Genomic DNA, 16,715 nt, shown 5'->3' with positions numbered 1-16,715 from the left:
GGACAGCGCGCGGATACGCTGTTCGTGAGATTTTTGCGTGCTCCGGCGATTGCCGCTGCCCTCGCCTCGTCGCACCGAGCCCGCTCGACGTGCAGCGGACTCGTCAAGGGGCACTGATTCTCTCCAGGCCACGCAAGTACGGGCGCAGCACCGCTGGCACACTGATACTGCCATCGGCATTCTGGAAGTTTTCCATGATCGCCACCAGCGTTCGTCCGACGGCAAGGCCCGAGCCGTTGAGGGTGTGCACCAGTTCGGTACGGTTGCGTTCGTTGCGGTAGCGGGCCTGCATGCGTCGGGCCTGAAAAGCTTCAAAGTTGGAACAAGAAGAGATTTCGCGGTACGCGTTCTGCGCCGGCAGCCAGACTTCGAGATCGTAGGTCTTGGCCGACGAGAAGCCCATGTCACCGGTGCATAAGGTGACGCGTCTATACGGCAGTTCGAGCAGTTCGAGAATTTGCTCGGCGTGGCCGGTGAGTTCCTCGTGTGCGGCCAGCGATTCTTCGGCGGCGACGATCTGTACCAGCTCGACCTTGTCGAACTGATGCTGGCGGATCATGCCGCGCGTGTCACGACCGTAGGAGCCCGCTTCCGAGCGAAAACACGGCGTGTGGCATACCAGCTTGAGCGGTAAGGACTCGGCAGCGAGAATTTCGCCACGAACGATATTCGTGACCGGCACTTCGGCAGTCGGAATCAAGTACAGCGGCTCGCCATCAGCGCGCAGGACCTTGAACAGGTCTTCTTCGAATTTTGGCAGCTGGCCGGTGCCGAGCAGACTGGCGGCGTTGACCAGATAAGGCGCGTAGACCTCGGTGTAGCCGTGCTGCTCGGTATGCGTGTCGAGCATGAACTGGGTCAGCGCGCGATGCAGGCGTGCCAGCGGCCCCTTGAGTAGCGAAAAGCGCGTGCCGGCGATTTTCGCAGCGGTGGCAAAGTCGAGTAGGCCGAGTGTCTCGCCAAGGTCGACATGATCCTTCACAGCAAAGTCATAGCTGCGCGGCGCGCCCCAGCGCCTGGTCTCGACGTTGTCGGCTTCGGATTGGCCGACCGGGACGCTGGCGTGTGGTGGATTGGGCAACACCGCCAGAAACGAGTCGAGCTCCTTCAGCAGGTCGCCGAGACGAGCTTCGTTGGCCTCCAGTTCGTCCTTCAGCGCGGCCACCTGGGCCATTACCGGCGCGGCATCTTCACCGCGGCTCTTGAGCATCCCGACCTGTTTGGAGAGACTGTTGCGACTCGCCTGCAGGTCCTGGGTGCGCGTCTGCAGCGTCTTGCGCTCGCTTTCCAGGCGCTGGAAGGCGGCGGTATCGAGTACGACGCCGCGCGTCGCCAGTTGTTCAGCCAGTGCATCGATGTTGTTGCGCAGCAATTGGATGTCGAGCATGCTCAGTCCTTACTGTGACAGTCGCGTCGGCGACTCACAAACCTCCCTTCTCGCCGCTGTGGGAGAAAGGCCGGGGTAGAGGAAAATGGTCATGACCTTGGTGATCAGCGACGTTTCGAATGGTCATGACCGTCAGTTTACCGATGCTGCGGCGCGCCAGCGGAAGCTGCTCGGCGCCTGCTAATCCTTCTTCTCTTCTCGCGCACGGCGGTCGAGTGCACGCAGATGCGCCAGCTTCTCGCCAATTCGGATCTCGAGACCGCGGTCTACCGGCCGATACCAGTCAACTGCTGGCATGCCCTCGGGAAAATAAGTCTCGCCGGCGGCATAGGCTTCGTCTTGGTCGTGCGCGTAGCGATAGTCTTTGCCGTAACCCAGGTTTTTCATCAGCCGCGTCGGTGCATTGCGCAGATGCGCCGGCACCGGCCGCGATGAGTCCTTGCCGATGAAACTTCGCGCCGCATTATACGCGAGGTAACCCGCGTTCGACTTGGCGGCCATCGCCAGGTAAAGGACCGCCTGGGCCAGCGCCAGCTCGCCTTCGGGAGAGCCCAGACGTTCGAAGGTCTCGGCCGCGTCGAGGGTAATGCGTGCCGCCCGCGGGTCGGCCAGCCCGACGTCTTCCCAGGCCATGCGAACAATCCGCCGGGCCAGATAGCGCGGATCGGCGCCGCCATCGAGCATCCGGCAAAACCAGTACAGCGCAGCGTCGGGAGACGAGCCGCGAACGGCCTTGTGCAGTGCCGAGATCTGGTCGTAGAAGGCGTCGCCCCCCTTGTCGAAGCGACGCAGACTCTGCGCCAGCGTGTTGTCGACGAAAGCGCCGTCGATCGCCGTCGTGCCGGCGGTCGCGGCGGCGGTACCGAGCTGCTCGAGGACGTTGAGCAGGCGTCGTGCGTCACCGTCGGCGAGGCCGACGACCCGCGCCCGCGCTTCGTCGTCAAAGCGCAAGGTGGGCAGCGCCTGCCCGCAGGCGCGCTCGAAGAGCTGAGCCATTTCGTCGGCAGCGAGTGGCTGCAACACGTAAACCGAGGCGCGTGAGAGCAGCGCGGAATTGACCTCGAACGACGGGTTTTCGGTGGTTGCCCCGACGAAGGTCAGCAGCCCGCCTTCGACATACGGTAGAAACGCGTCCTGCTGGGCCTTGTTGAAGCGATGGACTTCGTCAACGAAGAGAATCGTCCGACGGCCAGTGCGCGCGCGCGTCGCTTCGGCGCGCGCGACCGCCTCGCGAATCTCCTTGACCCCCGAGAAAACGGCCGAGAGGGCGATGAAGTCGGCTTCAAATGCGTCGGCCATCAAGCGCGCCAGCGTCGTCTTGCCGACACCCGGCGGACCCCAGAGGATCATGCTGTGCAACTGCCCGGACTGGAATGCCATCGCCAACGGCTTGCCCGGGCCGAGCAGATGCCGCTGCCCGATCACCTCGCCGAGCGCTCTCGGCCGCAAGCGCTCGGCGAGCGGTGCATCGGGTTGGTTCACGGCAAACAGATCGTCCATCATTCTTTCCCGTCCATGCGGCGCCTGCCACGGCAGAGCTCTGCCATCTGAGCCCGCATGCTAGCAGCTTTTCTCGAGCCAACCCGAGGCGCACGGCCGCAGCTCTCAGGGCCCTCGTTCTCGCCGGCCGTGTGACATTGTGCACGGACGCTCGTGCCGACCCGCGCTATCGTTCGCTCGTCACTTCCAGAACATTCAAGGCAAGGGAGCACGCAATGAAAATCCGGATAGCACGCAGCAAAGTCGACAGGCGCCAGCTCGACATGGGCCCGCCGGAAAAAATCGCCGAACGCCGCCGTAGACCCGAGCGTCGCCTCCCCAAGGTTGCCGAAGTACCGTTCGCCGCCTTCGTCTCGGCGTTCGCCGCGCTACGCCGACAGGCTTTACCACACACGCTTTGTCCTTCCAGGGGGCAATAAAAGGCACCACGTCGCGGGTGTCCGCTCGGCAAGGCGCCTTTACCTGGCGCTAGTGTCTAATTGCATTATTAACCGGTAGTAACTATCATGCTTCTCCATTGCTTCGTGGTGGAGGAGATGTGGTGGGACGTGTGGCGGTGGCGCTGTCTTGCACAGCGGAGGTGAAGGAGGAATTGGAGCGTATGTCACGGAGTCGCAGTGGCGAGGTTCGCTTGGCCGAGCGAGCGAGAATCGTGCTGGGTTGTTTGGAGGGTCTGCGAAACGACGAGGTTGCCCGCGCAGTTGGCGTACGTGCGAACACGGTGGGGCTGTGGCGTCGGCGCTTTGCCGAGCATGGTTTGTCGGGCTTGCGTGATGCTGCGCGGCCGGGCAAGCCGGCGAAGTACGGGCAGGATCTGCGTGACCGCATTCTGGCGCAACTCGAACGGACACCGCCGGAAGGTATGGCAAGTTGGGATGGTGGTTCGCTGGCGAAGGCGCTGGAAGTATCGGACGATGCCGTGTGGCGCGTGTTGCGTCGGGAGGGCATCCAGCTGCAGCGGCATCGCTCCTGGTGCGTGAGCACGGACCCAGAGTTCGCCGCCAAAGCAGCGGATGTCATCGGGTTGTACCTTAACCCACCTGAAAACGCGCTGGTCCTGAGCGTCGACGAGAAACCCTCGATCCAGGCTCTGGAGCGTCGGCGCGGCTATGTCCAAACCAGTAGCGGAAAGGTGGTTCAGGGACTGAAAAGCACCTACAAACGCCATGGCACGGTCAACCTGTTCGCCGCCCTCGAAGTGGCCACCGGCGTCATTCGAGGCAAGACTACCCTAACCAAGAAGCGCGCTGATTTCCAGGCCTTCATGGAGGAGACCATCGCTGATGAACCCGTCGACCGTGAGATCCACGTCATCTTGGACAACCTCAACACGCACAAGAAAAACGACGAGTGGCTCGCCGCTCACCCCAACGTCACCTTTCACTTCACGCCCACCAGCGCCAGTTGGCTAAACCAAGTGGAGATTTGGTTCGGCATCTTCCAGCGCAAGACCCTGAGAAACGCCAGCTTCTCGAGCCTGGATCAACTCGTTGCCGCCATTCACAGCTTCACCGCGGCTTACAACCAGAACGCCGCCCCATTCGCCTGGCGAAAGCGAGAGGTCAAGGGCGCGCAGCTGCGGAATACTATCGTTAATCTATGCAATTAAACACTAGCGATGTAGCAAAAGTAGCAAGGGCACAATCCGGCCCTGCAGCAAGCTGGATACCGAGCATTTGACCGGGTGCAATACCCGGTCTTTTTTTGTCTGAATTTTCTGCTGACACCGTGCTGCGCCTGCCGACGCGGCGGCATCGCCCGACCTCGGGAAAGTTGCCAGCAGCGGCGTCGCAGCGCGCGGAAAAGTCGCCAGCAATCGTCGCGCAGGCCCGCGGCCAGGGTGACGGTAATGGCAAACTCGCGGCTGGTTCGCTGCCTGCTGGGCAGCGTGTATTGACCAACGACGGCGTTCTCGGCCGGCGGTTCGACCTACGGCAGCACGCCTGGCGCGCTGCCGCAGCGATCATCGACGCGCAGGGCCGCTACGGGTACATGGGCAGTCACAACGGCCGCCTCGGCATGATCGAATGAGGCGGGCGTGGCGTTGCGCGCGCCCTGCCCCGACTGGCCCGCTCAGTGAGCGGCCTGGTGCGCGTCGAGAACCGATTGCTCGAGCTCGCTGAAGGCCTCGGCCACGTAGCCGCTCAAGCGCTCGAGGTTGGGCAGCTCGTCGGTGGCGATCAATCCGAAGAACAGTTGCCCGGCGTAGCTGAACAGCGTGATGTTCAACAGATTGCCAGCCGGCAACGTGCTGATCGGATGCAGCTCGTCCATTCTGGCGCCCTTGATGTACAGGTACTCGCGCGGCCCCGGGATGTTCGATACCAGGGTATTGCCGGTCGGCGGCAAGCGGTCGCTGAGGCCGAGCATTTCCGCCAGTTGTCCGACGACACCGGTGATCAAGGTGTACGCTTCGATCGCGTCAGGCGCGACGCAATCGATCATCGTCCGCACATTGCGCAACGAAAAACCGATGTTGCGCAGGCGCACGTAGGGGTCGTCGGTTGGCGGCGACAGCTCGACCTGGATGATGCCGATCTTGTTGCCGGTGCCGTGTTCGCCATCTTTACGCAAATTGACCGGCATCTGGATGGTAATCGGTTTTTGCAGATCGACTCCCTCGTCGGCCAGATAGCGATGTAGGGCGCCATCGAGGCAGGTCAGCGCGACGTGGTTGAGCGTCGACCGCGTCCGGGCGCAGATCGCCTTGACCCGCGCCATGGTCACGCTGGCTGTCGCGAACTGGCGACCGGCGGTAACCTGCCCGGTCAGCGGCGTGTTGCCGTCGGCGACGAAGGGTAGCGAGATGGCGTTCTTGGTCAGCTTGACGCTCTCCAGAAGCAGCATCGCGCCCAGGCGGCCGATCCCCAGGAAACGCTTGCCAGCGCCGGCGAGGTCGCCGAGCAGCGACTGCGTCATCTTCTCCTTGAGCCGCTTTTCCTTTCGCACGGCGGCACAGCGCGCGACCGACCACATCGGCCGCAGCTCCAGATCGCTGGCCGACGAGGCCAGTGATTCCGCCGCCCAACGCACCATCGTCACGCCGTCGGCGCTGGCGTGGTGCATCTTGACGTACAGCGCAAAGCGCCTGTCGCTGAGGCCATCGATGACATGCAGTTCCCACAGGGGACGACAACGGTCGAGCATCGGTTGATGAAGCTCCGCCACCAAACCGTAGAGATCGTGTCGCCCGTTCTTGCCGCGACGCAGCCGGTGGTAGAAAACGTGCTGTTCGAGATCCACCGCAGCGACATCTTGCCAGGTCGGCATGCCGGTCAGCGAGAAGTGAATGACGCGGTTGAACGGCGCCTCGACGTCGGTGAAAGTCAGCAACTCCTGATAGAGATCGGCGACGAAGGCGCTCCGCGACCGCGCCGGGCGCTTGCAGATCATCAAGCCACCGACGTGCTTCGGGCTAGCCGCCGACTCGGCTACGAAAAAGGCCACGTCCAGCAAGGACAGTTTGTTCATCGAGACTCCCTTCGCCCTTTGTTCTGTGCTGCGCCCTGGCTGGCGAACGCGCTATATGATTCACGCCGATGACACCTGAAAACCGCTTCAGCGCCGCCGCCGCACTGGCCGTCCACCAGCCAGGCTCGGTCAGTCCCCGGCGCATGGCCTGCCAAGGATACAGCATCACTGGAACAGCGTTTTAGCGGAAAACCCCCAGCCATTTAGTGTGTGCCCTCTAGCCATCATCGCTAGACTTTCTCTCGCTAGCTACCTTGGCAACTACAAGAACATTCATGTCCAATCGGATAAAGGAGAAACACCATGAGCACGACACTGACTACATTGGTCGATCGGGCCAGCAATGAACAACTGCTGCTGAAAGCCCGCGAATCAGCACGCAAGCTGTGGCTTTTTGGCCTCGGCGCCTACTCGCTGGCCACCCGGAGCGGCGTGCAGACCTTTGCCATGCTGGTTCGTGAAGGCCAGGCCTTCAGACCCCGGGCGCGCCGTCAGATCGACGAAAAGTCCGCTGAATTGATGAGCGACGCATCGGCGACCATCGATCGCGGCGAACAGCTGCTCGCCAGGCGGATTGCTCGGCCGCTCGATGGCCTGCTACCGGCCAGCAAGCGTGACGTCGGGCAGATCTCGAAGCGCCTGCTGCAGCTGACCTCCGAGGTGCAAAAGCTCACTGCCGTGCCGGCCAGGGCGAAGCCCGCCAAGCCCGCAGAGCGGCTCGAGCAGCCGTCCCTTGACGCTCTCAGGAATTGACCCACTTTTGCTCACAAAACCGGACCCGCCTAGTAGTCATGGCTTTGCGCGCGAAAATGCCGCGCACACAGCCATTCCCGAGCGTACTCGCCTCTACACGGCGTCAAGGGTACGCTGCGCCGGGCTGCAAAAACCGCAGCCCGCCCTTGACCCCGCTCCGAGGCGAAAACCTGGGTGTTGGCGCGCGCCAACGGTGGGTCAATTTCCGTGAGCGAAAAAGGGTCAGTTTTCGTGAGCGTTGAGGCCGTCGGCAGAAGCGACGGTGCGATAGCGCAGCAACGACGGCCAGCGCCTCCAGATCATTGCTCGACAGCGACCGCCGAGCGCGAAGGCGTGGCAGCGGCCGACCTACTCCTGTCGAACCTTCGCCGCTTCGCTGAGCAGCCAATCGCGAAAGGTGCTTACCACCGGTCGATCGGCGACGGCTTCTGGAACGACCAGGTAATAAGCCTGCAACCGGCGGATGACGATATCGAACGGGATCACCAGGCGACCCGCGGCCACCTCGGCCTCGATCAGCGGCTTTGACGCCAAGGCAACGCCAAGGCCATCGATCGCTGCCGAGAGAACCAGGCCGGGGTCGCTGATCCGCGTTCCCGCTTCGGCGTCGATGCCGGTGACGCCGGCGACCTGCAGCCATTGCCCCCAGTTCGGACGGTCGTGCAGGTCGGTGACCGACTCGTTGTGGAGGAGATTGTGGCGCCGCAAATCGGCCGGCGCGTTCAGGGGCCGCATTCCTCTTAGCAGCGACGGACTGCATACGGCGGTGTACACCGGCGCGAACAAGCGGTCGACCCGGCAGCCATCATACTGGCCACGACCGTAGCGAATGAAGGTTTCGGTTTCATCGTCACGCAGGTCGACCGTGGCAAGCCCCGAGATGTGCGCGCCATCGCTGGCGTCAATGGCGTCGAGCGAGGTTGCCATGTGCAGCCGCACCTCGGGGTGCGCGGCGGTGAAGTCCGGTAGATGGCGCATCAACCAGCGGGCGGCAAAAGCCGGCGGCGAGGTGACGACGAGACGACCACCGCCGGCGTGCTGGCGCGTGTTCTCGATCGCCGCCGCAAAGCACTCCAGACCCTCGCGCACCTTCGGCAGCATTGCCCGGCCTTCGCTGGTCAGCTCCAGGGCGCGCGTCAGCCGGTGAAAAAGCGACAGGTCGAGGTATTCCTCGAGGCCACGAATCTGGTGGCTAATCGCCGTCGGGGTCACCGCAAGCTCGGCCGCGGCGTCTTTGAAACTCAAGTGGCGCGCCGCCGCTTCAAAGGCTCGCAGCGAACTCAGGGGGGGCAGGCGGTAAGTCATATGGCTGAGATATTCTCACGCATCGGCTGACATTTGATCGTTTGCCGGCCCCCCGGCAAAGAAATACAGTGGCACCTGACCTCTCGCCAACAGACAACAACGCGAGAACAACGCAAGGACAGAAGGAACCCAAAATGAAAACCGACCTCAACCATGACCAGATCGCCATGCACATTGAACACGCCAGAAACGAGCGTTCTATCGCCCTTGGCAGGCTCATCGCGATGACCCTTCACAAGCTGTTTGACTGGATCGAAAGAGGCACCAACAACACGCAGGCGAAACCCGCGCAGCAGGCGGGCTATCACCTGAACAGCGAAGGCCGCCACACCAACTCCTTCGACACTTCGGCCTTCGTTTGATCTTTGATCGCGACCAGGCACCCGTAGCAAAATCCTTTGAAACCAGCTTCAACAGTTCAGAACAGCACAGGAATACGATACAAAATGAAACCCTCCCTTAGCCACGAGCAGATGACGATGATCATTGCCCGTGCAACGCGAGAGCGCAATGCCGCCATCGGCGAATTGTTCGCCACACTGCCCAGCAAAGTCCTTGACTGGGCCGCCAGAGGCTTTGAGAAGCTCGTCGAGACCCTGCGGGTCGATGCCAGCAGGGCGTAGCGCCGAAGCCTGCCGCTAACGCGCCTACCCGCGTACCTGGCCGCCGCCCACCGGATGATGGTGGGCTGGCGGCCAGCGGCCGTGACATGATCAAGGCCGCGAAGTACGATGCCACTTCCCATCCAGCCGTCGCGGACCAAGCCATGCCCAGAGTACACATCGAACTCCCCGAACACTTCACCTACTCGACCGAGATCACGCTCTATCTGAGCCACATGAACTTCGCCGGGCACCTCGACAACGCCCTGCTGCTGTCGGTAGTGTCCGAGGCCAGAGCGCGCTTCTTCCAGTCGCTTGGCTATAGCGAGGTGAATATCGAAGGCGTCGGCATCGTTGTCGCCGACGCCGCCGTGCAGTACAAATCCGAGGCCTTTCACGGCGAGGTAATGGTCGTTGAACTGCGCGCCAGCGACTTCGCCAGCAAGGGCTGCGACTTGCTGTGGCGGATGCATGAAAAGTCGAGCCAACGCGAAGTGGCACGCGGCAAGACCGGCATCGTCTTTTTCGACTATGCGACGCGCCGGGTCACCGGCGTGCCAGAGAACTTTCGCATCCGCGCTGAAAGCTAGGGCGTTTCCTCGCGAAGAACACGCCACCTTGCTGGTCGTTGCGCGCGTCTTCCGTGTTACGACAATAGTGGCCGGATTCGACCAAGCGCCGCTTGTCGCACCTTGAAGACGGCCGAAAATCAGGCGCTTAGCCCGGCGCGTACTCGCGAATCAGGCGCTTCTGCAGATAGCCGACCTGTTTGAACGACTCCTTGAGGATCAGGCGATCGAGTTCGTGCAACTCGTCGGGATCGACGCGGTTGGCAAGCGCCTCCTCGCCGCCGCTCACCTGCTGCTCCAGCCTGAGGCGCTGAATGTGCTGAAAAGCGTCGATCAGCGCCGCCATGTCGTACGCCGCGATGCCGATCTGCTCGCCGGCCAGGCGCAGGCGCTCGACGGTATTGGTATCGGGTATCTGCCGCCCCAAAGCCCAGACCCGCGCCGCGTCGACGAAGGGTCGCGAGCCGTGCTTTTTCAAATCTATGGTATGCGGGAATTCCTTGTCGAGAGCGGTGCGGAAGCCCTTCCACCAGTTGAGTGGCGACTCCCAGTTGAGCGTGTTGTCGACCATTGCCCGCAGAAAGATCGGATACAAGTGCGCCCTGGCCAGCAGCCAGCTGCGCAAATCGTTGGCCAGCGTCTCGTTGCCGTAAAGCCCACGCAGATCGAAGAAGATGCTCGAATTCAGCACCGCCTCGGGTTGTGGGCTCTCCAGCCAGCCGGAGAAAGCCGCCCGCCATTCGTCAGCCGACAGGCACCACTGCGGGTTGCTGGCCATGATATGACCTTTGCACAAGGGGAAACCACAGGCGTCGAGGGCCTCATTGACGGCCCAGGCGAAAGGTGCGAAGGCCTCGCGCAGGACCGCTGCCTGCTGATCGGAGTCGGCGGCGAAGATCAGGCCATTGTCCTGATCGGTGGCGAGCGTCTGTTCGAGTCGCCCCTCGGAGCCAAAAACCAGCCAGCACCATGGCACGTACGGTAGATCGAACTGGCCGGAGACCAGTTCGATCACCTGCAGCGTGAGCAGATCGTTGAGCGACGAAAGTCGGTTGCAGAGCGCGTCGGCGCTCACCCGCTCGGCGACCATGCGGCCAACCAGTGCGCGTATTTCACCGGCCAGGGTGACCAGCGTCGAAAGATCACGCGCCGCCAGAATCGACGTCACCAGGTCGGTGCTTTGCGCGCCGGGCAAGGTATAGAGATCGGTTTGCGAAACGATATTGAAGTAGCTGCCGTCGGCTTCGACCAGTACCAGATGGTGAACGCCGCGCCGGACCATTATCACGCTCGCCTGATGCGCGGTGCTATCCGCCGGCACGGTAATCAGGCCGCTGGTCATCACCGCCGCGATCGGCGCTTGCAGATCGCCGGCCTCAAGCGCCACGCGCCGCACGACATCGTGCAAGGTGATGATGCCCAAGGGCACGCGATTCGTCGCGTCGACCACCACGACGGCGTCGCCATGTGTTCTGTCGAGCAGCAGCAAGGTCTCGCGCACACTGGTCGACGGGCCGACCGTCAGGGGCAGACTGCGGACCAGATGCCGTAGCGCGACATACGGCGAGAACGGCGCAACGCGTGCGTTCAGCTCAATACTTGAGTCGGGCATGGTAGGTCCTCTCGCTCGCTTCACGCGCTTGCCGCAGGGTGGTGATCCCCATTTCGGCGAGCAAGGGCAGCATCTTCAAAAAGACTTCGCCAGTGACCATGGCGTCGCCAAGCGCCGTGTGGCGCCCGAACACCGACACGCCCAGGCGCTCGGCAATCGCCTCCAGCCGGTGCGTGCTCTGGTTGGGGTGCAGGACCGCCGACAGCAACAGGGTGTCGAGCACCGGGTGGTCGAAACACACACCGCTCTGTCTTTCCTTGAGTTGCAGGAAGCGCATGTCGAAGGCGGCGTTGTGGCCGACCATCACCGTGTCGGCGCAAAAAGCGTGAAAAGTGGGCAGAACGACGGCGATCACCGGCTGCCCGGCGAGCAGATCGCGGGTGATGCCGTGCACCTTGACCGACTCCTGCGACAGCGGGCGACGCGGGTCGACCAACTGGTCGAAGCACTCGTGGCGCAAGAGGCGGCGGTTGACGATCCGCGTCGCACCGATCTGGATGATCTCGTCGCCAGCTGAAGGCTGCAAGCCCGTCGTTTCGGTATCGAAGACCGTATAGGACAACTCCGCGAGCGGCCGATCATCGAGTTCGTGACTGCCCGCCGACCAGCGAAAGATATCGAAGTCATAGAACTCGGGACGCTCGCCGTCGCTAGCCGGGATGATCGCACTGGGAAGCTCCTTCGGAGCCTCGGCCGCCGATAGCATGGTCCGGAAAAAGGCACGGTGAGAAACGCGTTCGCGCTGGAACCAGACCTCGCCATTGCAGCGTTCGACGACATCGACGACGCTGAGCGGCGACGACTCGCCGTCAACGCTCATCGAATCCTGCAACCAGCTCATCGCCACTTCGTTGTTCATGAAGGTGCCGACCCAGTAGAGGTCGAGCTGCGCCAGGTGACCACTGCGCTGCAGCGACAGGCGCACGTCGCGAACCTCGTACTCGTCCTGCAGGCGCCACGCCAGATAGCGCAAGGCCTGCAGCAAACCAAAGCTGTCCACGCGCAGCCACAGGCTTTCATCGACGTTCTCCGTCTTGACCACCAGCCGGCGCTGCTCGCCGCTGCGCTGCTCGCCGATCCGCCGCGCGGCCACTGCCAGCAGCTCGACGCCGAGAATCTCCTCAAGCAACCAGCGCTCGCGCAAGTCATTCGAAAACGCCGCCGCTGCTTTTTCGAACTGCGCCGACAGTGCGCTCGCCTCGTCGCGGATGACGCCGAGGAAGCGGTCGCGCTGCCGCGGCGCGATGTCCGCGAAATCGGAGAGCATTTCGGCAGCCGCCCGCAGGCTGCCCAGCGGACCGCGTCCGCCCTCGATCAGCGACTGGATCAACTCGTCGCGGCGCGCGTGCCGCTCGTTGGTCTGCGTCACGTCGTCGAGCACCAACACGAAACCGCTGACCGCCAGGTTGCCGACGCGCACTCCGGCCTGACCATCGCTGCCGAGCACCGGCGACATGTGCGCACGTAACAGGCGACCGGCGCGGGTGGCGGTGACGAACTGCGCCGAGCCGATCGCTTTCCTGCCGTCGTCAGCCGCGCCGGCAAGGTCGCCGGCGGCCGGCTGCAGACGTTCCAGCGCATGTTCGATGAGCGCCCGGTCAAAGACTCGGTAAATCGAACGCCCGAGACCGAGCAATTCGGCGTTGCTGCCGTCGGGCCCCTCCGAAAGCTCACGCTTGGCACGCTGGTTGTAGAGCAACACCCGGCCATCAAGATTGCAGACCACCACACTCTGGCTGAGATCGGCCATCAGCGCCGCCAGGCGGCTGCGTTCCTCCTCGAGCGAAGCGCGCGCCTCGCGCACGCGCTCGGCGACGTCGCTCTCCAGAGCGTCGCGGCTGGCCAGCAGGTGGTTGGCCGCCAACGCCAGCGCGCGCAGCTCTTCGCTGGCCGCCTCGGGCAGGCGCAACCCACTGTGGGCAGTCATCGCCGCCAGGTCTTCGGCCATCCGTAGCGGCGCGTTCACATAGCGCGCGTACAGGAGGGCAATTAGCCGGTAGCTGAGCGCACAGCCGGCCAGCGTCAGCAGCAATAGCAGAAAAATCCTTCCCCCTGGCGACCATCCGCCGCCCGCATCACCTTCCGTGAGCCGCATCACGGTCGCCGTCGCCAGTACCACGGCAAGCACAAACAGGCAGCCGAACGCCGCCGCCAGGAGCAACTTGCGCGGTGCTGGCATCTACATCTCCAGGAGCTTTCGCACCTCGGCGAGCAGCTCCTTGGTCGAGAAGGGCTTGGTCATGTAACCGTCAGCACCGAGGCCGAGACCCTTGCTGACTTCGGTGTCGCGTCCCTTGGCGGTGAGCATCAGAATCCGCGTGGCGCTCAGCTCGGGATCGGCGCGCATCGCCTGGCAGACGTCGAAACCATTCATCTTGGGCATCATCACGTCGAGCAGGACGAGATCGGGTTTCTCGGCACGCACTTTCGCCAGAGCCTCTTCGCCATCGCCTGCGATCAGCACCTCGAAACCCTCCCGGCGCAGCAGAAACTCGATCGAAATGACAATGTTTTGCTCGTCGTCGGCAATCAGAATTTTCTTGCTCATCAATACTCCGCTCATGAATGACCGACCTTAACGGTCATGACTTGTCAATACACCCCAAAACATGCGACTCACGACCGTTTCCCTCTTCCCCGACTTTTCCCCGACATTTCGCCCGCGCGCGCAAAAAGAGAGCTTCGCAGATCGCCGACGGCGACTCTCACGACAACGAACCACCCGTCCCGGCCTCCGGCACGACTGCGGCGGGCTGCTGCACCACCGCAAAAGGCAAGGTAAAACGAAACGTCGCGCCCTCACCCGCCACGCTTTCAACCCACAGCCTGCCGCCGAAGTGCTCGACAATGCGGCGACTGATCGGCAGCCCCAGGCCGGTACCCGACGGCTTGGCGGTCATCGTGTCCCCGACCTGGCGGAACTTCTCGAAAACCAGTTGCTGATCTTCCGGGCGGATCCCGGGCCCGTTGTCGGCAACGCCGACTTCCAGTCCGTCGGCGAGCAGAGCGAGGGTGACGCGAATCCGGCCACTGCCCGGCTTCAGGAATTTCACGGCGTTGGACAACAAATTCAGCATGACCTGGATCAGGCGGTCTCGGTCAGCAAGAATCAGTGGCAGATTATCGGGCAGATCGACCTCGACGTGCGCCTCTTTCTCACGGACCAACTGGCTGATCGCGGCGATCGACTGCTCGATAACTTCCTTCAGGTCGAGCTCGCAACCGTTCCAGTCAGCCCTGCCCGACTCGATCTTTGCCAGGTCGAGAGTCTGGTTGATCAGTCGCGTCAATCGCTCGGTCTCGCCGACTATCAGGCCGAGAAAACGCTCGCGATCGGCCAGGTGCATTTTCGGATCGTCGCGCAGCAGTTCCGAGAAGGCGCGGATCGACGTCAGCGGCGTGCGTAATTCGTGCGTCACCGACGACATGATGTCGTCCTTGACGCGATCAAGCTCCTGGAGGCGCTCGTTGGCCGCCTGCAGTTCCAGCGTTGCCGCCGTAAGCTCGCGCGACTTGCGCTCGAGTTCACGACTGTAGGTGCGCAATTGCGACGCTTCGTCGAGAATATGCATCACTTCTTCGATACTCAGCGGCTCCTCCTTGGCCACCGAGGCAACCATCACCCGCGCCGATGCGCTGCCGATGGCACCGGCGAGCAGCGACTCGGCGAACTGCACCAGCTTGGCGTCGGCCTCGGGCCGGCCGTCGCCACTGCTGCCACTGCTGCCCGAGCCGCCCTGCCGGCGCGCGAAAGCGGCGAATGCCGTTTGCGCACGCGCCGGACCGAGAAAGCGGCCGACCAGTTCCTGCAGGTCATTGACTTGCGCGCGGCCGCGCCACAACACGGCACCACCCTGCCCGGATTCGCTCAGCGCGTCGACGAACAAGGTCGCTTGCGTGGCCTCGGCGACCATCGGCGGCCTGACCAGCGACACCCCGACGTAGGCACCGATGTTGGCCAGAAAACTCCAGAACAGACAATGCGAAATCCCGTCGAGGCCGGTGAGACCAAAAAGTTGCTGCGGTCGCAAGAGCTCGACACCGAACAAACCCTGCGTCAGAAAATCACCCGGAAGCCAGCCGGACTTGGCAAACGAAGGCAGCAACAAGGTGTAGCCCCAGACCGCGAAGCCGGCCGACAGGCCGGCGAGCGCGCCACCGCGGGTACCGCCTCGCCAATACATGCCGCCAATCAACGCCGGCGCAAACTGGGCGACCGCAGAGAAACTGATCAGCCCGATGGCAACCAGCGCGTAGGCCTCACCCGCCAGCCGGAAGTAGAGATAACCAAGCAGCAGGATGGCGACGATGGCGCCACGACGAATATTGAGCAGCAGACCGGAAACGTCCTTCGACTCGTCGAGCGCGGCGCGCTTGTGGCGCAGCAGCATCGGCATCACCAGGTCGTTGCAGACCATCGTCGACAGCGCGATGGTTTCGACGATGACCATGCCGGTCGCTGCCGACAGGCCACCGACGAAGACCAGCAAAACCAGGCCTTCCTGGCGCTGCGACATCGGCAACGTGAGTACGAAAGTATCAGCATCGACGCCCTGCCCGGCGAAGTGCATCAAACCGCCAAGCGCAATTGGCAAGACGAAGATATTGATCAGCAGCAGATACAGCGGGAATAGCCATACCGCGCGCTTCAGGTGCGCCTCGTTGACGTTCTCGACGACCGCGACCTGGAACTGCCGTGGCAGGAAGAGAACCGCCAGTCCCGACAGAATAATCAACGAAAACCAGCTGCTATAGCCGGTACCGGACGGAGTCGCGGTCATCAGATGTTGCAGTTGTGGCTGCGCCGCGGCGTGGTCGAAGATGTCGCCGAAGCCGTCGTAGATGCCGTAGGTGACGAAAATGCCGACGGCCAGAAAAGCGACCAGCTTGACACCGGATTCGAGGGCAATCGCCGCCACCATCCCTTCGTGGCGTTCGGTGGCATCGAGATGACGGGTGCCGAAAACGATGGTGAATGCCGCCAGGATCAGGGCAATGTAGAAGCTCAGGTCGGCGACTACCGGTATCGTCGCGCTGCGATGCGGCATGACGATTTCCGGATAGCTGAGCAACAGGCTGACGGTACTCGAGACGGCTTTCAGCTGCAGGGCAATGTAGGGAATGATCCCGACCACGGCGATAATCGTCACCAGGCCGCCGAGGCCATGGCTCTTGCCATAGCGTGAGGAGATGAAATCGGCGATCGACGTGATGCGGTTGGCCTTGACGATGCGAATCATCTTGAGCAGCACGATCCAGCCGAGCGACATCACCAGCGTCGGACCCAGGTATACCGGCAGGAAGCCGATTCCCGATACGGCGGCGCGACCGACGCTGCCATAGAAGGTCCAGGTCGTGCAGTAGACCGCCATCGACAAGGCGTAGATCGTCGGGTTGGCGATGATCGACCGTCCCTGATCGGCGCGCCGGTCGCCCCACCACGCGGCGGCAAACAGCAGCCCGAGATAGAGCAGCGAGGCGGCAATGACTACCGGGGCTTCAAGCATCGCCGCCAG

14 protein-coding genes are annotated in these 16,715 nt (G+C 62.9%); 6 read left to right on the top strand and 8 right to left on the bottom strand.

Features of this window, described 5'->3' with window-relative positions; all coding sequences use genetic code 11:
* Positions 1-103 precede the first annotated feature (103 nt).
* Together serS and QZ656_RS00340 are read right to left on the bottom strand one after the other, a co-directional pair.
* A complete protein-coding gene (serS, locus tag QZ656_RS00345; protein ID WP_291991546.1) occupies positions 104-1,387 on the bottom strand; it encodes a serine--tRNA ligase in 1,284 nt (427 codons plus the stop codon).
* Between the two features lie 180 nt (positions 1,388-1,567).
* Positions 1,568-2,887, bottom strand: a complete 1,320-nt coding sequence (locus QZ656_RS00340) for a replication-associated recombination protein A (RefSeq protein WP_291991545.1) — start codon at positions 2,885-2,887, stop codon at positions 1,568-1,570.
* Positions 2,888-3,428: 541 nt separating this feature from the next.
* Between QZ656_RS00340 and QZ656_RS00335 the strand changes: the two genes are divergently transcribed.
* A complete protein-coding gene (locus tag QZ656_RS00335; RefSeq protein ID WP_291991544.1) occupies positions 3,429-4,496 on the top strand; it encodes an IS630 family transposase in 1,068 nt (355 codons plus the stop codon).
* A gap of 95 nt (positions 4,497-4,591) precedes the next feature.
* Positions 4,592-4,918: a hypothetical protein gene (locus QZ656_RS00330; protein ID WP_291991543.1), complete on the top strand. Its 327-nt coding sequence runs from the start codon at positions 4,592-4,594 to the stop codon at positions 4,916-4,918.
* Positions 4,919-4,960: 42 nt separating this feature from the next.
* Here QZ656_RS00330 and QZ656_RS00325 read toward each other — a convergent pair whose 3' ends face one another.
* Positions 4,961-6,358 (bottom strand): wax ester/triacylglycerol synthase domain-containing protein, encoded by a 1,398-nt coding sequence (locus QZ656_RS00325; protein WP_291991542.1) that lies wholly within the window; start codon positions 6,356-6,358, stop codon positions 4,961-4,963.
* A gap of 303 nt (positions 6,359-6,661) precedes the next feature.
* Here QZ656_RS00325 and QZ656_RS00320 point away from each other — a divergent pair, with 303 nt between their 5' ends.
* Positions 6,662-7,111 (top strand): phasin family protein, encoded by a 450-nt coding sequence (locus tag QZ656_RS00320; protein WP_291991541.1) that lies wholly within the window; start codon positions 6,662-6,664, stop codon positions 7,109-7,111.
* Positions 7,112-7,459: 348 nt separating this feature from the next.
* On the opposite strand, the gene gcvA is transcribed toward QZ656_RS00320, so the two are convergent.
* The gene (gene gcvA / locus QZ656_RS00315) at positions 7,460-8,416 is read right to left on the bottom strand and encodes a transcriptional regulator GcvA (protein WP_291991540.1); all 957 of its coding nucleotides are present in this window, start codon (positions 8,414-8,416) and stop codon (positions 7,460-7,462) included.
* Positions 8,417-8,550: 134 nt separating this feature from the next.
* On the opposite strand from gcvA, the gene QZ656_RS00310 reads away from it, so the two are divergent.
* From QZ656_RS00310 to QZ656_RS00300, 3 genes are all read left to right on the top strand, one after another.
* Positions 8,551-8,778 (top strand): hypothetical protein, encoded by a 228-nt coding sequence (locus QZ656_RS00310; RefSeq protein ID WP_291991539.1) that lies wholly within the window; start codon positions 8,551-8,553, stop codon positions 8,776-8,778.
* An 84-nt stretch (positions 8,779-8,862) separates the two neighbouring features.
* Positions 8,863-9,039: a hypothetical protein gene (locus QZ656_RS00305; RefSeq protein WP_291991538.1), complete on the top strand. Its 177-nt coding sequence runs from the start codon at positions 8,863-8,865 to the stop codon at positions 9,037-9,039.
* A 143-nt stretch (positions 9,040-9,182) separates the two neighbouring features.
* On the top strand, positions 9,183-9,608 hold the full coding sequence (locus QZ656_RS00300) for a thioesterase family protein (protein ID WP_291991537.1): 426 nt from the start codon (positions 9,183-9,185) through the stop codon (positions 9,606-9,608).
* Positions 9,609-9,735: 127 nt separating this feature from the next.
* On the opposite strand, the gene QZ656_RS00295 is transcribed toward QZ656_RS00300, so the two are convergent.
* The 4 genes from QZ656_RS00295 to QZ656_RS00280 form a co-directional block, all read right to left on the bottom strand.
* Positions 9,736-11,199 (bottom strand): DUF294 nucleotidyltransferase-like domain-containing protein, encoded by a 1,464-nt coding sequence (locus QZ656_RS00295; RefSeq protein ID WP_291991536.1) that lies wholly within the window; start codon positions 11,197-11,199, stop codon positions 9,736-9,738.
* Positions 11,180-13,378 (bottom strand): exonuclease domain-containing protein, encoded by a 2,199-nt coding sequence (locus QZ656_RS00290; protein WP_291991535.1) that lies wholly within the window; start codon positions 13,376-13,378, stop codon positions 11,180-11,182. Before QZ656_RS00290 ends, QZ656_RS00295 begins: the two co-directional genes overlap by 20 nt.
* Positions 13,379-13,747 (bottom strand): response regulator, encoded by a 369-nt coding sequence (locus QZ656_RS00285; RefSeq protein ID WP_291991534.1) that lies wholly within the window; start codon positions 13,745-13,747, stop codon positions 13,379-13,381.
* A gap of 157 nt (positions 13,748-13,904) precedes the next feature.
* A complete protein-coding gene (locus tag QZ656_RS00280) occupies positions 13,905-16,706 on the bottom strand; it encodes a sensor histidine kinase (protein WP_291991533.1) in 2,802 nt (933 codons plus the stop codon).
* Between the last annotated feature and the right edge of the window lie 9 nt (positions 16,707-16,715).

This window comes from Candidatus Accumulibacter sp. ACC003 (assembly GCF_907163085.1).
Classification (GTDB): Bacteria; Pseudomonadota; Gammaproteobacteria; order Burkholderiales; family Rhodocyclaceae; genus Accumulibacter.
Note: the sequence above shows the minus strand (reverse complement) of the source record. Positions and strands in the feature narration are given on the sequence as shown.

Bases quoted from the DNA above. Each gene is read 5' to 3' on its own strand.
- serS (WP_291991546.1), bottom strand. From the start codon at position 1,387: ATGCTCGACATCCAATTGCTGCGCAACAACATCGATGCACTGGCTGAA.
- QZ656_RS00340 (WP_291991545.1), bottom strand. From the start codon at position 2,887: ATGGACGATCTGTTTGCCGTGAACCAACCCGATGCACCGCTCGCCGAG.
- QZ656_RS00325 (WP_291991542.1), bottom strand. From the start codon at position 6,358: ATGAACAAACTGTCCTTGCTGGACGTGGCCTTTTTCGTAGCCGAGTCG.
- QZ656_RS00320 (WP_291991541.1), top strand. From the start codon at position 6,662: ATGAGCACGACACTGACTACATTGGTCGATCGGGCCAGCAATGAACAA.
- gcvA (WP_291991540.1), bottom strand. From the start codon at position 8,416: ATGACTTACCGCCTGCCCCCCCTGAGTTCGCTGCGAGCCTTTGAAGCG.
- QZ656_RS00310 (WP_291991539.1), top strand. From the start codon at position 8,551: ATGAAAACCGACCTCAACCATGACCAGATCGCCATGCACATTGAACAC.
- QZ656_RS00305 (WP_291991538.1), top strand. From the start codon at position 8,863: ATGAAACCCTCCCTTAGCCACGAGCAGATGACGATGATCATTGCCCGT.
- QZ656_RS00300 (WP_291991537.1), top strand. From the start codon at position 9,183: ATGCCCAGAGTACACATCGAACTCCCCGAACACTTCACCTACTCGACC.
- QZ656_RS00295 (WP_291991536.1), bottom strand. From the start codon at position 11,199: ATGCCCGACTCAAGTATTGAGCTGAACGCACGCGTTGCGCCGTTCTCG.
- QZ656_RS00290 (WP_291991535.1), bottom strand. From the start codon at position 13,378: ATGCCAGCACCGCGCAAGTTGCTCCTGGCGGCGGCGTTCGGCTGCCTG.
- QZ656_RS00285 (WP_291991534.1), bottom strand. From the start codon at position 13,747: ATGAGCAAGAAAATTCTGATTGCCGACGACGAGCAAAACATTGTCATT.
- QZ656_RS00280 (WP_291991533.1), bottom strand. From the start codon at position 16,706: ATGCTTGAAGCCCCGGTAGTCATTGCCGCCTCGCTGCTCTATCTCGGG.